Genomic DNA, 13,904 nt, shown 5'->3' on the forward strand with positions numbered 1-13,904 from the left:
TAGTTAGTGCGTCATGTCGCCCATTCCACCCATGCTGCCTACAATTTCCGGATTGATCATCCCGAAGATCATCGCGATATGCGCTACAATCAAGAATCCACTGATGAATATAAAATGAAGCTTCATTTTCTGTTCATCTGTTCGTTTACGAGCGATCAGACCAAGATCTAACAAAGCTAGCGGTAATAAGAAAAGCACTCCGCTCAAATAGAAGCCTACGGCTACTACGTCAACCCATGTGTGCCACTCACCATTCACTGTCAAAGGGATGAATGCGGTAGGAAACAAGTAGAGGAATACGCCTGTGAAGTACAACCCAGCCAGAATGCTACAGATTTTGTTAAAGGTTCGTAAAGAGCTCTTTAGATTTTTGGTGAACAAGATAATAAACTCTGTAACGGTGATCGTCTCAGCAAAAATCACAGGGATCGCCATGAATAAAATCAAGTTCCAAGGCTGATTATCTGCTAGCAAAGACATATAATGGGTCATATTCATAAAATACTCCTCCGATATATAAAAATAACTTTCGCACTGATCGTATTAAAGAAGTATGTGGAAAGTATGTAGAAACGAATGTATTATAAATACATCCATTAATTACAATCGAGGGGAGCAAGACAGCGTGGGAAGAGGACTACGAAGTATTTTATTTGATTTGGATGGGACATTAACGGACCCTAAAGAAGGGATTACAAAAAGCGTCGAATACGCATTAAACAAATTTGATATTCAAATCGAGCATTTAGATATGCTTCTTCCTTATATAGGCCCACCTCTTTACGATTCTTTTATTGAGCTACATCAGTTCTCAGAGGAACAAGCGCGTCAAGCGGTTATCTTCTACCGTGAGCGTTACAGCGTCGTTGGACTGTATGAGAATAGGGTGATTGATGGTATACCGCAATTGCTGGAAGGTCTTAAGAATAACGGATATTCGTTGTATGTAGCTACCTCTAAGCCTACTGTTTTTGCAGAACAAATTCTTGAGCGTTACAAACTAGATCATTATTTTGATCATATTGGTGGTAGTAATCTAGACGGCACCCGTTCTAAAAAGAAAGATGTGATACAGTACGTCCTCGATCAGAATGCCATTCTTCCAGAAGAAGCTGTGATGATTGGAGACCGCGAACATGATATCATCGGAGCTATTGGTTGTGGAGTAGAATCTATCGGTGTGACGTTTGGCTACGGTCCTAAAGGAGAACTAGAGCATGCTGGAGTAGATCATATCGCTTATCGAGTAGAAGAAATTGCGGCTATCATCCAACATATATCATTAAGAGAGCGGTGTGCGAAATGATCCAACCTCGTAATTCAATTTTGGAGGGCAACACAGTCAAGCTGGTTCCAATGGATGACAGCCATGTAGAAGGGCTAGCGAGAGTATTAAGAAATCCAAACATCTGGGAATTTACCTGGCGAAAAATAACGTCGGACGAGCAGGTGCAGGATTTAATCACAACCGCATTTGCAAATCAAAACAATGAATCGCAAATTCCATTCGTCATCATTGATAAAGCTACTGGACAAATCGTCGGTACCACTCGAATCATGCATCCGGATTTGGTTCATCGTAATGCTGAAATCGGATGTACTTGGATCTCGCCTGAATATTGGAGAACTAGTGTGAACACCGAGGCTAAGTCATTACTGCTTCACTATTGCTTTGAAGACCTAAGGCTCATACGTGTAGAATTTACAGTGGTGAAGACTAACTTGAGGTCGCAAAGAGCAGTAGAACGATTAGGGGCTGTAAGAGAAGGGGTTCTGCGCCAACATAGAATCAGATCTGACGGTTCGATTCATGATAATGTTGTCTTTAGTATTTTGGATAAAGAATGGCCATCGGTCAAAGAGAATCTGCACTATTTATTAAATGAGAAGTACGCGTGATTTGATAAAAGAAGCAAAGAGTCCCTCTCATATTGAGAAGGACTCTTCTTCTATAGATCAGCCACTTGGCTGCTTATGGTTATTGTTTAGGGCTTACAAGAATCTTCACTTGATTTTTTTCTTTTAAAAGCGCCTCGAACCCATGTTCAATCACTTCGTTCAATTTGATTCTTTTAGTCACTAATTTGTCCGCAGGGAAGTAACCTTGTTCCATCAGGCTAATTACTGCTGGGAATACATCACGGTATCCGATAATACCCGTTAAATTACGTTCTTTAAGTACGATGTTGTTAGGTGTAATCGTAGCATCTTTCTCGAAAATACTAACGATCATAATTTGACCACTTAATTTAGTGGAATTGATAGCTTGTGTTAGAACGGGAGGGACACCTGTGACTTCAAAAGCAACATCCACGCCACCATCTGTACGTTTTTGAATTTCCTCAACCACATCATATTGCTTAGGATCGATTACGATACCCCCAAGCTCCTCAGCCTTACTCTTACGTTCCTCAGAAAGCTCTACAACATAGATCTCAGCCGCGCCAGATGCTTTCAAAGCTTCAATTACAAGCAAACCGATTGGACCCGCACCGAATACTACAGCTTTATCTCCAACCTTCAATTGACTGGAACGAACAGCATGCAGAGCCACTGCAGAAGGTTCTACCAGAGCACCTTGCTCATAGGATAAGCTGTCAGGAATTTTGTGGACCATATGTTGGTCTGCTGCAACGTATTCTGAGAATCCACCGCCACCACCGGCGAGACCTAGGAAGCCCATTTTCTCGCAAAGATTGTATTTGCCTTGTCTGCACGCCACACATTCTCCACATGCATATACAGGTTCGACGACGACTCGATCACCAACATTAAACTTGCTAACCCCTTGGCCTACTTCAACGATTTGTCCGGAAAATTCATGGCCCATCACGATTGGAGCTTTTTCGCCTGTGAGGGGATGAGGCGTGCCTTCAGGAATGAAAATTGGACCGGCAACATATTCGTGAAGATCACTGCCACAAATTCCGCACCATTCCACTTTAATTTTCACTTTTCCTTCAAGCGCAGCGGGTTCATCAATCGTTTCTAAACGTAGATCTTTGACGTTATGCCATCTTAATGCTTGCATATCATTCATCTCCTAGATTCATAAATTGATAATAAATAGTGTGTTTATTCCGGAAAAGAGGAAACGTTTCCGAATCAAATATGTCACATAATTTTCATATTGTCAAATTTAAATACTAAAATATTAATATCGAAAATTAGTGAAAGTTTTCACCTAAACTCAGCGATATCAGGCATATATAGACTGTATTGTACTTGCTACAAGTGCTTTTATAAGCACATGTATGTTATAATAAATATATTGGAAAAACGGCTTAAAGGAGACGGGCAGATTTAATAATAGCAATGATAACGGAAACGATTCCGAAAATGAGGGGACTATCAACTTGGCTAATAAAAACAAAGTAACCATAGAGGATGTAGCAAAAAAAGCGGGAGTAGGGATTGCTACTGTCTCCAGAGCAATAAATAATTCCGAGGGAATCAGTTCCAAGACAAAGGCATTGGTTCTTCAAGTGATCGAGGAGATGGGATTTACCCCAAACACCTCTGCACAAAGCCTAAAGATTCGCCAAACGAAGCAAATTGCCTTGGCTGTTCCTGATATTCGAAATGCTATCATTCCAGATATCGCCTGGTCCGTGGAGCAAGCCGCTAAACAGGACGGTTATCGAGTCATTCAGATTAATACTTCCGGAAATCCGCGGACAGAGCTCGAAACGATTCGTGAGATCAAGAAATTACATGTCGATGGACTCATTATCATGCCTCTTGCTTATCCAAAGACGATGGTAGAGCTAATTAATAAATCTAGTGTTCCGGTCTCCATCATTAACTACGGTAAGCGTATTACGGAGAATGTGAAAGCAGATATCGTTAGCCTGTCACGTTTTGAAGGTCAGCTAATCATGGAGCATCTAAATAGTATTGGTCGAACTAGAATTGCTTATGCGGGTGCTCAGAAAGATCTCATTGAGGATCGATATCTTGCTTATCAGCAGGCTTTGAATCAAGTGGATGTTGCTTTGGTTTATTTTGGAGAGGATTTCTCCCTTCAAACGGGGGTACAAGCCGCAGATTATTTCTACAGCCTGACCCATATGCCAGATGCAATATATGCTGTAAATGATATGGTCGCTATAGGGATTGTAAACCGTTTTAAAGAACTGGGTGTGTGTGTTCCAGAAGATGTAGCTGTGGTTGGGGTAGATAATAACTCTTGGACAACCATCACAACGCCTCAAATTAGTTCCGTTTCTATCATGGGGAATGAAGTGGCTCGATTAGCTACGCAGCTTCTTTTACAACGGATACAGGATAATATTACTGGAGAGTATCAGAGGGTGCAGCTTGATCCGCGTTTAATCGTGCGAGAGTCCAGCGTTTCTGTTAGACGGAATACAACAAGTTGATAATATACTCTAAACCCTGTTAGACTTAATACAAAGTAAGCTGATGGGGTAATAAGAAATGAGGAGAATATTATGGCTAATATATACAAAAGCATAACTGATTTGATTGGCAACACACCGTTATTGGAAATTTCGAAATATAGTAAATCTCAGAATGTTGAAGCGAAAATTCTTGCCAAGCTAGAGTCTTTTAATCCTGGAGGTAGCGTTAAGGATCGTATAGGTTATGCGATGATCAAAGATGCTGAAGATAAAGGTTTAATTCATAAAGATTCTGTAATTATTGAGCCAACAAGTGGCAATACCGGCATCGGCCTTGCCATGGCAGCGACCAGTCTTGGCTACTCGCTGATTATCGTTCTTCCGGATACGTTTAGTATTGAACGCCGTAAGGTAATGGCTGCACTTGGTGCTAAGCTTGTATTAACACCTGGAGCTGAAGGGATGAGCGGTGCTTTGAGAAAGGCGGAGGAATTGGCTGCTGAAACCCCACATGCATACATTCCACAACAATTCAGCAATCCAGCTAACCCTGAAATTCATAGAACAACAACTGCAGAGGAAATATGGCGGGATACGGATGGGAATGTTGATATTTTTATTGCGGGTGTTGGTTCTGGCGGCACCGTATCAGGGGTTGGGGAAGCTTTGAAGGCTAAGAATCCTTCGGTGCATATTGTCGCAATCGAGCCATTTGATTCACCAGTCCTATCTGGGGGCAAGCCTAGTGCGCATGGGATTCAGGGGATTGGGGCTAACTTCATTCCGGAGATTTACAATAAAGAGGTTGTTGATGAGATTTTTCAGGTGAAGAATAAAGACGCATTTAATGTAGCGCGTGAAATTGCCAAAACCGAGGGATTGCTTGTAGGGATCTCTTCTGGTGCCGCGGTATACACAGCCACAGAAATTGCTAAACGTCCAGAAAATAAAGGGAAGACGATTGTGGTGATTTTGCCGGATACGGGTGAACGTTACTTAACAACTACTCTGTTTGATTTTAATGAATAGCTTGAACCAACCTATGACTTGAAGTTGATACAAATTTGGAGGCTCAGCGGAATGCTGAGTCTTTTTGTGTATTTAGTGATTGAAGAGTGATCAATTCAGCCCCTTATTTTCCCAATGGCTATGGTACAATATAGCATAAATCGTAGAAGTTCTAAAAAAGGAGTATGAAACGTGTGAATGTGTTCAAAAAAGTTAGAAATAATTATGTGATTTGGCATGCCAATCGTATTCAGTTACTGGATTTTCCTTCAAGCCCTGTCGTTAGAAAACAAGTGATTTTCTCAGGTAGAGTTCAAAATGTGGGATTTCGGTTAGAAATATATACGATTGCAGTAAGAATGAGATTAACGGGTAGGGTAAAAAATTTAAACGACGGAAGTGTAGAGGTAGAGGTACAAGGAGAAGAGCAGCAAATCTCTTTTTTAGTTGATTGCATGCAATCATTGAAACGGGCATCAGTAAAAAAAGTGACGATGAGCGATCTGCCTATTCATGAGGGAGAGAAAGATTTCATGATAGTGAAATAAGTACATATCGTTTAGCTGAATTGAGAAGTAAATTATATATGGTACTGAAGTATTTGATCAATTCGATGGAAAGTTATTGAGCCACGCGGCTGTACCCGTAGGGTCCTCTTTGAGTTTTATTTGTTTGTTGATTAGTGTTGGAATAATGCTTGGGTTTTTAATTGAAGGGACATCCGTGTTCAGTACAATCATTTTAATGTGGCCGTTGATACATATTGGTCTTGTAATTCTCTCATTTATTGTTGGAGCGCTGCTTTGGGAATTACTCTATGTAATAGCCCTTTTTCCTTTAATATTGTTGCCTATTAATTTAATTGGTGAGGGAATATCATGAGGGTTTCAGTTAAATCGATTAGTTTTTCGTAGAGATCAAAATAAATTATCAGAGTTTTCATAAGCATATTGATTAACCTGATGATTATTATTTTTATTATTATAGCTATATCTAAATCTGAAAGCGCTAATTTTTTTATGTGAATCAGGCGGCCGGGGCTTAATATAACATATTACTGTGTGGTTTATTGAATAGAATAAAATGGAACTATTGCTTAAGCCATGCGTAACCGATAAATAAAAGAGATTATGATAGAGCAGGAGGTACATATGAACTACAGAATTTTCAGAAAAATGCTTCTTACCACACTTGCCACCCTGATGTTAAGTGTTTTGCTTCTTCCGGTTTTAACTTCAGCCAAGACAGCTGTACCTAAGCATACCGGGTCATTTTATGTGAATGATTTTGCAAATGTGATCGACGAGAAAGCTGAGAATTACATGGTGAACTATGGGATTCGATTACATCAGGATACGGGCGCTCAAGTCGTAGTTGTGACAGTCGATTCTACAAATGGAGTTTCGATGGAAGAGTATGCAACTTCGCTATTCAATAGCTGGGGCGTAGGCTCTGCGGATAAGAATAACGGGCTTTTGCTACTGCTTTCTATAAAAGATGATGACTACTGGGCGGTACAAGGTAAGGGTATTGAGGACACGTTGCCTAACAGTAAGATTAAAGATATTCTCTCTCAATATCTTGAACCGGATTTTGCAGCTAAAACTTATAGTAACGGTGCACGTAAAACTTATGGCGCTTTTATCCAAGCCATGGGTGGGACCTGGGTGGAGAATGTCGGCACCAAAAACTATGTATCCGATAATGCCGGTGTACTCAAAAAAGTAACAAAGGATTATTTGAACGAATCTAGCAACAGATATAAAACTACAACTGGCAGCGGAATTTATGTGGTTACTGTAAAGAATGCAGGAGATAAAACACTTCAGGATTATACCTACATGAAGTTTGCCTCCGTTGCTGCTGGCCCTAAGGATGTTATGCTCGTGCTAGACATAGGTGGAGACAACTATCATGTTCTGCAAGGGAAGGACATCGACAAGGTTCTAACTAATGATGCAATCAGCAATATTTTGGATACTGTACTTGAGCCCCAATTTGTGAAAAAAGATTACGGAACGGGAGCTACGGCAACTTCTAATGCTTTGTACAGCTTCTTATTGGCTAGAGCGGATCAATCCGTTGGAGCGACGGGAAATAGTGGAGGTACTACAGCCGCCAATTCTTCCTCAACAACCACTTCATCAAAGGAGACTAGTGTTAGTGTAGGCAAAGGTCTTCTAATTTACTTATTGATATTTGCTCCGCTCATACTGTTCGGATATGGTTTTTCACGACGCAATAAATATATTGAAATGTACGGTTTGCCATTTAATCCGTATAGCCCAAGAAATATTCGTCGGTATGGGATTTGGTACGGTCAAGCGGATTACGGTTATGGTAGACGTTGGCACAGACGTTATAATAATCACCATCATAATCATAGAAACACACCATCCAATAACTCACAGTCAAGCTTCTGGGGAAACAGTGGCGGAGGCGGATCTACTAGAGGTGGGGGAGCAGGACGTTATTCCTCAAGCAACGAGAACCGTGGTGGAGGAGGTTCCAGCAGTGGCGGAGGCGCAGGGAGACATTCTTCAAGTTCTTCCAGCAGCAGTTACTCTAATGATGATAGAGGCTCATCAGGTGGAGGAGGCTCTTCCGGCGGCGGTGGCTCATCAGGTGGCGGAGGTAGCGCCAGCAGTGGTGGCGGAGCGGGAAGACACTAAAAAGGTTGAGGATGAGCGGATTTCCAAGTTATTGGAAATCTGCTTGTTTTGTTTTTTAAAGGAAAATTATTCCTATAACAGAAACTTTTCATGGAAATTATCGTCTATGATAAAGTTAGACATTTATTTTCAAATTCCGAAATAGTCAGGGAGGAAAAAGAAGTGAGCACTTCATCATTACCTCAACGTTCCACCGTACGCAAAAAGAAGCCATCAAAAAAACGTAAGAAACGGAGCTTCTTCCGAACACTATCCAAAGTGTTTTTATTCTGCTTAATTTTGTTGATTGCTGGAGGCGGTTGGTTTTACTTTGCACCTTCGGCTAAAAATCTGCGCTATTCAATCGCTGATACACTGATTACAACGCAGCACCGCTACATGGCTAAATATATTATTGGTGAGGACGGATTAAAGAACAGAGTGACTGAATATAGCGCCCAATTTGAAGAGATGGGGGTCGAAAAGGATACACATACCATTACTTCTGAACCTGAAGTAAAAGAGAAACCACTGGTCGAGATAGAAAATGTCTCAGGTACTGGATATTCAGGATATGTCATGATCGTTAATGATCCTACTAAAGTCCGTTTGGGAATTCCGGATAAAGTAGGGTCAGGTGAGAAAGTAACCAGTATGGTGAAGCGCACAGGTGCTATCGCTGGAGTTAACGGTGGTGGATTCGCTGACCCCAACTGGAAAGGTAACGGCTTTAAACCTATCGGTATTGTGATTTCACAAGGTAAGTTATATTACAACGGTCTCGGTGGCAAGAAATCCACGCAAATCGTAGGTCTTGATAAACAAGGGAAGATGGTTGCTGGAAATTATACTTTAGATGAGATTAACAATATGGGTGTTCAGGAGGCGGTTACTTTTAGCCCTCGTCTGATCGTCAATGGAAAAGGATTAATTAAGAACGCGGCAGAAGGCTGGGGTATTGCTCCTCGAACAGCGATGGGTCAGCGTGCTGACGGAGCGATTATATTTGTTGTTATTGATGGAAGACAACCTACTTATAGTATTGGGGCAAATCTATACGATGTGCAACAAATCCTTCTTAAGCATGGGGCTGTGATTGCGGCAAACTTGGATGGAGGTTCTTCTACCGTTCTGGTAAAAGACAACGAGATTATGAACAAGCCATCTTCTCAATATGGGGAACGATATTTACCTACGGCTTTTCTTGTATTTGAGCACCCTGAGCAAGTCGATATGCCGAATATTTGGAAGGGACTTGACCCCTCCAAAATTGATGCTGCTAAGAAGCGTACACGCTAAAGCACTCTTAATACGTAAATAAGATAAGGATTATCTTGGATTGCCATATGAAAATATGCTACGATATCACCTAGCAAGAACAGAATACAGAACTAACAGGTCTGGAACAGGGGGAATAGGAGTGACGTTGCAACAACTCCGCTACGCTATCGAAATTGCAAATAGTGGCTCCATGAATGAGGCGGCAAAGAAGCTCTTTGTTTCTCAACCGAGCCTGTCCAATGCCATTAAAGAGTTAGAAAGTGAACTGGGGATAACGATTTTTGAGCGGACTAACCGTGGAATCAGTATTTCCGTTGAGGGAATGGAATTCTTGGGTTATGCCCGCCAAATTATTGAACAGACGGAGCTTATGGAGAATCGTTATACGGGGAAAAAGCGTAGTCCGATCTATTTTTCCATCTCTACGCAGCACTACGCCTTTGTGGTTGACGCCTTTGTAAATCTCATGAAGCACAATGACGTCTCAGAATACAACTTTAGCTTGAGAGAGACGCAAACCTACGAGATTATCGAAGATGTACGTACCTTGCGCAGTGATTTAGGAATTCTTTATATTAACGAGAGTAACTATAAGCATATGAATAAACTGTTTAGTGATGGCAATCTGAAATTCACACCACTTTTTAATACCGATCCGCATCTTTATGTTCGAACCGGACATCCGCTGGCTCGTAAGGAAGTTATTACTCAGGATGATATTGTGCCGTTCCCTTATATCACTTTTGAACAGGGTGAGAACAATTCACTGCACTTCTCAGAGGAAATGTTAAGCTTTTCACAAATTGAGAAGAATATTAAGGTGAATGACCGGGCGACACTGACCAATTTATTAATGGGTACGGATTGCTATACGGTAGGCACAGGAATTCTGGCATCCGATCTAAATGGTGATGGACTGAAGACGATTCCTTTTGAGAGCAATGAAGTATTTACGGTTGGCTGGATAGCGCATAAAGATCGCAGACCGAGTGTAATGGCATCTAAGTATATCGAGATTTTGAATGACCTGGTTTCTGGAAGTTATTTTGATCTAAATCATTTTTTACTATAGCAGTAGGAGGATCGGTATGATTAGACCCGTAATTGGCACCCAGAGAAATGCTCCACCCTTTCGATACGATATCGTTGGCAGCTTCTTACGAACGGATGAGATTAAAGCGGCCCGCCTCCAATATGACAATGGTGAAATCACGGGCAGTCTGCTTCATGAAATAGAGAATATTGAAATCGCCAAACTACTGGAACTGCAAAAAGAAGTGGGTTTATTGGCGGTCACAGACGGGGAATTTCGCCGTTCCTGGTGGCATCTCGATTTCTTTGTAGGGATTAAAGGAACTGAGAAGATTAACTTAAATCAAGGAAGAGCGGAAGCCGCTCAGCGCGCGGAATCTTTTCGAATCGTGGACCGAATTGCCTTTGAAGATCATCCAATGATCGACCAATTTATCGCTTTGAAACAAATGGCCGGAGACCGAATTCCGAAAATGACGATCCCTTCACCCGCTTTATTTCACTTTGTGGAGGATTTTAACGGGAATGAAGTTTACCCGGATCAAGAAACCCTATTCCAAGATATTATTGCTGTTTACCGAACTGCAATCCAAGCGTTCTATGATGCTGGCTGCCGTTACCTCCAGTTAGACGATACAACTTGGGGAACGCTGTGTAGTGGCAGACATAGGGCCCATTTACGAAGTAGAGGTACAGATCCAGATCAATTGGCTAAGGATTACGTTAGGCTGATTAACGAGAGCATTGCCAGTTGTCCAGATGATATGACGATCGCGCTTCACGTATGCCGAGGTAATTTCCGCTCCACATGGTTCGCAGCTGGTGGTTATGAGCCTGTGGCCGAAGAGCTTTTTTCGAATACTAAAGTGGATGCTTTCTTCTTGGAGTATGATAATGAGCGGGCGGGCGATTTTGAACCCTTGCGTTTTATTAAAGATCAATTTGTGGTATTGGGACTAGTAACTACGAAACATGGTGGTCTTGAGAGCAAAGAGCAGCTCAAAGCACGTATTGAAGAAGCGGCACAATATGTAGATATTGAGAAGCTTTGCTTAAGTCCTCAATGTGGGTTTGCTTCCACCGAGGAAGGAAATATCCTAACCGAAGAAGAACAGTGGGATAAAATACGTCTCGTAATTGAAACAGCCCAAGAGGTTTGGTTATAAATAAAATAAGTTTTTAGAAGGCTCCTGTTTGATTTAGGGGCCTTTTTTATGCGTGTATTGTGTCAGCTTAGAGGATTAACCTACCAGCGCACTTTACTAGAGCTATTAATCAAGGGTATAATAAGTAACAATTGTTTTTAATTCATGTTGAAAGAGAGCGGGAACAATATGGGTCGTAAGTGGAATAATATTAAGGAAAAGAAAGCCTCCAAAGACGCCAACACAAGTCGCGTCTATGCAAAGTTTGGTGTTGAGATTTATGTAGCAGCCAAGAAAGGTGAACCCGATCCAGAAGCAAACCGGGCCTTAAAGGTTGTTTTAGAACGTGCAAAAACTTACAATGTACCAAAAGCCATTATTGACCGCGCGATGGATAAAGCCAAAGGCAGCGGTGATGAGAACTATGAGGAGCTTCGTTACGAAGGATTTGGACCTAACGGTTCGATGATCATCGTCGATGCACTTACGAATAACGTTAACCGTACAGCGCCTTTGATCCGTTCTACATTCAGTAAGAATGGCGGGAATATGGGTGTCAGCGGATCTGTAGCCTACATGTTTGATTCAACGGCTGTTATCGGTGTAGAAGGTAAAACTGCCGATGAAGTGATTGAGATGATGTTCGATGCAGAACTTGATGTACGTGATGTTCTAGAAGAGGATGAGGCGGTTATCGTGTACGCTGAACCTGATCAGTTCCATGCTGTACAAGAAGTATTCAGAAATGCAGGAATCACTGAGTTTACTGTTGCTGAGCTTAACATGCTACCACAGAACTATGTAACACTTCCTGAAGATGCACAAGCTCAATTCGAGAAATTGATTGATGCCTTAGAAGATTTAGAAGATGTTCAACAAGTGTATCATAACGTAGATTCTGAGGACTAAGAATAACATATAACAAGGCGATGGAGTTCGCCACAACCGTCTCTTCAGACTAATGACTCCTACCAGAGTGTGCTTCACTGGTAGGAGTCTGTTTTGTTGTAGAGACTCATTTATACTGACTTTAGGAGTTGCTGTTATGAATCAATGGTCTGCACCATGGCATGAATTCGTGAAGAAAAGGAGTCATTTTGCACTTTGGAGTACATTTATCAAATGGATTGTACTCGGAAGTGTGGTTGGACTCTTATCAGGAACTGCCTCGGCTTTCTTTCTGAAAAGCTTAGACTATGTAACAGATGTACGTTTAGAGCATCCGTGGCTACTTTATTTGCTGCCTCTTGGGGGAGTATTTGTTAGTTTCTTATATATGCGTTACGGAAAAAACAGCGCTAAAGGAAATAACCTTATTATAGAACAAATTCAGGATGGGACAGAGACCATTCCTTTACGCATGGCACCCTTAGTATTGTTAGGAACACTGGTCACTCACTTATTCGGTGGATCTGCCGGACGGGAGGGAACAGCTGTACAAATGGGAGGAAGCCTCGCGGAGTGGTTTGGAAAATTAATCAAAATCAGCCCGTTGGATCGTAAAATACTGTTAATGTGCGGGATTAGCGGAGGCTTTGGTTCTATTTTCGGAACACCGCTGGCTGGAACCTTATTTGGTCTAGAGGTAGTAACCATTGGACTTATTAGCCAACAGGCATTACTTCCATGTTTTGTGGCTAGCTTTGTTGGTGATCTGGTCACCACTCGATTGTGGGGCGTTCATCATACTCACTATGTAGTGAATGAATTTCCAGCCTTAAATTTATTGATTATTCTAAAAGTGGTATTGGCCTCTGTGATTTTTGGTCTCGTGAGTATGCTTTTCAGTGAACTGACTCATTTTCTAAAAAGAACCTTTACCGCCATGATAAGCAATCCAATGATAAAGGGTGCACTGGGTGGTTTGATTATCATTGCCTTAGTTTTCCTTATAGGGTCCCGTGATTACTTAGGCCTTGGAATTCCATTAATCAAGGATTCTTTTGAGGGAGATGTCTCGCCGTTTGCTTTTTTATGGAAGCTGATCTTTACCGCTTTTACCTTAGGAACAGGATTTCAAGGTGGTGAAGTTACTCCGCTATTTGCGATTGGAGCCACATTAGGCAATGCTTTGGCTGGAATTTTACATGTATATGGACCGTTTCTGGCTGCTCTCGGATTCATTGCTGTCTTCTGTGGAGCTACCAGTACGCCTATCGCTTGCTTTTTAATGGGTATTGAGCTATTTGGTTCAGAGGGTGCTGTATACATGTTCATCGCTTGTGTGGTGAGTTATTTATTCTCCGGACATAGTAGTATTTATACTTCACAGCTTATTGGTGTATCGAAGAGCCAGTTCATTTCAGTTCCTCAAGGGACTAGAATAAGTAATGTTAAAAAAAGAAAATAAATTTGTTGGATTTTTGAAAATATAAGCACCTGACAGAGGATGGTTAGTTCGTAATACGAGCTGACCTCCTCTT

The 13,904-nt window shown here is 41.5% G+C and carries 13 protein-coding genes and 1 riboswitch; of the genes, 11 read left to right on the forward strand and 2 right to left on the reverse strand.

The features are described 5' to 3' along the window. Positions 1–3: 3 nt before the first annotated feature. On the reverse strand, positions 4–498 hold the full coding sequence (locus M2444_RS01865; RefSeq protein WP_094876105.1) for a DUF6803 family protein: 495 nt from the start codon (positions 496–498) through the stop codon (positions 4–6). Between the two features lie 127 nt (positions 499–625). Between M2444_RS01865 and M2444_RS01870 the strand changes: the two genes are divergently transcribed. Together M2444_RS01870 and M2444_RS01875 are read left to right on the forward strand one after the other, a co-directional pair. After that, positions 626–1,306, forward strand: a complete 681-nt coding sequence (locus M2444_RS01870; RefSeq protein ID WP_280786094.1) for an HAD family hydrolase — start codon at positions 626–628, stop codon at positions 1,304–1,306. Then, on the forward strand, positions 1,303–1,899 hold the full coding sequence (locus M2444_RS01875) for a GNAT family N-acetyltransferase (RefSeq protein WP_094869871.1): 597 nt from the start codon (positions 1,303–1,305) through the stop codon (positions 1,897–1,899). Before M2444_RS01870 ends, M2444_RS01875 begins: the two co-directional genes overlap by 4 nt. A 79-nt stretch (positions 1,900–1,978) precedes the next feature. Here M2444_RS01875 and M2444_RS01880 read toward each other — a convergent pair whose 3' ends face one another. Continuing rightward, entirely contained in the window at positions 1,979–3,031 is a 1,053-nt protein-coding gene (locus tag M2444_RS01880) for a 2,3-butanediol dehydrogenase (RefSeq protein ID WP_094876107.1), read from the reverse strand. Positions 3,032–3,356: 325 nt separating this feature from the next. Between M2444_RS01880 and M2444_RS01885 the strand changes: the two genes are divergently transcribed. The 9 genes from M2444_RS01885 to M2444_RS01925 all read left to right on the forward strand — a co-directional run bounded on the left by M2444_RS01885 (position 3,357) and on the right by M2444_RS01925 (position 13,831). Beyond that, on the forward strand, positions 3,357–4,382 hold the full coding sequence (locus M2444_RS01885; RefSeq protein ID WP_280786095.1) for a LacI family DNA-binding transcriptional regulator: 1,026 nt from the start codon (positions 3,357–3,359) through the stop codon (positions 4,380–4,382). A 72-nt stretch (positions 4,383–4,454) separates the two neighbouring features. Beyond that, positions 4,455–5,393, forward strand: a complete 939-nt coding sequence (cysK, locus tag M2444_RS01890; RefSeq protein ID WP_280786096.1) for a cysteine synthase A — start codon at positions 4,455–4,457, stop codon at positions 5,391–5,393. Positions 5,394–5,557: 164 nt separating this feature from the next. After that, complete coding sequence (locus tag M2444_RS01895) at positions 5,558–5,920, forward strand: acylphosphatase (RefSeq protein WP_256990388.1); 363 nt, start codon at positions 5,558–5,560, stop codon at positions 5,918–5,920. A 603-nt stretch (positions 5,921–6,523) separates the two neighbouring features. Then, the gene (locus M2444_RS01900; RefSeq protein WP_280786097.1) at positions 6,524–8,044 is read left to right on the forward strand and encodes a TPM domain-containing protein; all 1,521 of its coding nucleotides are present in this window, start codon (positions 6,524–6,526) and stop codon (positions 8,042–8,044) included. A 162-nt stretch (positions 8,045–8,206) separates the two neighbouring features. Then, complete coding sequence (locus M2444_RS01905; RefSeq protein WP_280786098.1) at positions 8,207–9,322, forward strand: phosphodiester glycosidase family protein; 1,116 nt, start codon at positions 8,207–8,209, stop codon at positions 9,320–9,322. 121 nt (positions 9,323–9,443) lie between these two features. Continuing rightward, the gene (locus M2444_RS01910) at positions 9,444–10,376 is read left to right on the forward strand and encodes a LysR family transcriptional regulator (RefSeq protein ID WP_076204126.1); all 933 of its coding nucleotides are present in this window, start codon (positions 9,444–9,446) and stop codon (positions 10,374–10,376) included. Positions 10,377–10,392: 16 nt separating this feature from the next. Beyond that, the gene (locus M2444_RS01915) at positions 10,393–11,502 is read left to right on the forward strand and encodes a 5-methyltetrahydropteroyltriglutamate--homocysteine S-methyltransferase (RefSeq protein ID WP_094876113.1); all 1,110 of its coding nucleotides are present in this window, start codon (positions 10,393–10,395) and stop codon (positions 11,500–11,502) included. Between the two features lie 168 nt (positions 11,503–11,670). Further along, a complete protein-coding gene (locus M2444_RS01920; RefSeq protein ID WP_042187963.1) occupies positions 11,671–12,390 on the forward strand; it encodes a YebC/PmpR family DNA-binding transcriptional regulator in 720 nt (239 codons plus the stop codon). A gap of 7 nt (positions 12,391–12,397) precedes the next feature. Continuing rightward, positions 12,398–12,459: riboswitch (Fluoride riboswitch) on the forward strand. A gap of 67 nt (positions 12,460–12,526) precedes the next feature. Then, positions 12,527–13,831, forward strand: coding sequence for a voltage-gated chloride channel family protein (locus tag M2444_RS01925; protein ID WP_280786099.1), 1,305 nt, complete (start codon positions 12,527–12,529; stop codon positions 13,829–13,831). Positions 13,832–13,904: the final 73 nt, after the last annotated feature.

This window comes from Paenibacillus sp. PastF-3, from assembly GCF_029893135.1.
GTDB classification, from domain to species: domain Bacteria; phylum Bacillota; class Bacilli; order Paenibacillales; family Paenibacillaceae; genus Paenibacillus_AQ; species Paenibacillus_AQ nitricinens.

Bases quoted from the DNA above. Each gene is read 5' to 3' on its own strand.
- M2444_RS01895 (WP_256990388.1), top strand. From the start codon at position 5,558: ATGAAACGTGTGAATGTGTTCAAAAAAGTTAGAAATAATTATGTGATT.
- M2444_RS01900 (WP_280786097.1), top strand. From the start codon at position 6,524: ATGAACTACAGAATTTTCAGAAAAATGCTTCTTACCACACTTGCCACC.
- M2444_RS01920 (WP_042187963.1), top strand. From the start codon at position 11,671: ATGGGTCGTAAGTGGAATAATATTAAGGAAAAGAAAGCCTCCAAAGAC.
- M2444_RS01880 (WP_094876107.1), bottom strand. From the start codon at position 3,031: ATGCAAGCATTAAGATGGCATAACGTCAAAGATCTACGTTTAGAAACG.
- M2444_RS01925 (WP_280786099.1), top strand. From the start codon at position 12,527: ATGAATCAATGGTCTGCACCATGGCATGAATTCGTGAAGAAAAGGAGT.
- cysK (WP_280786096.1), top strand. From the start codon at position 4,455: ATGGCTAATATATACAAAAGCATAACTGATTTGATTGGCAACACACCG.
- M2444_RS01865 (WP_094876105.1), bottom strand. From the start codon at position 498: ATGAATATGACCCATTATATGTCTTTGCTAGCAGATAATCAGCCTTGG.
- M2444_RS01915 (WP_094876113.1), top strand. From the start codon at position 10,393: ATGATTAGACCCGTAATTGGCACCCAGAGAAATGCTCCACCCTTTCGA.
- M2444_RS01875 (WP_094869871.1), top strand. From the start codon at position 1,303: ATGATCCAACCTCGTAATTCAATTTTGGAGGGCAACACAGTCAAGCTG.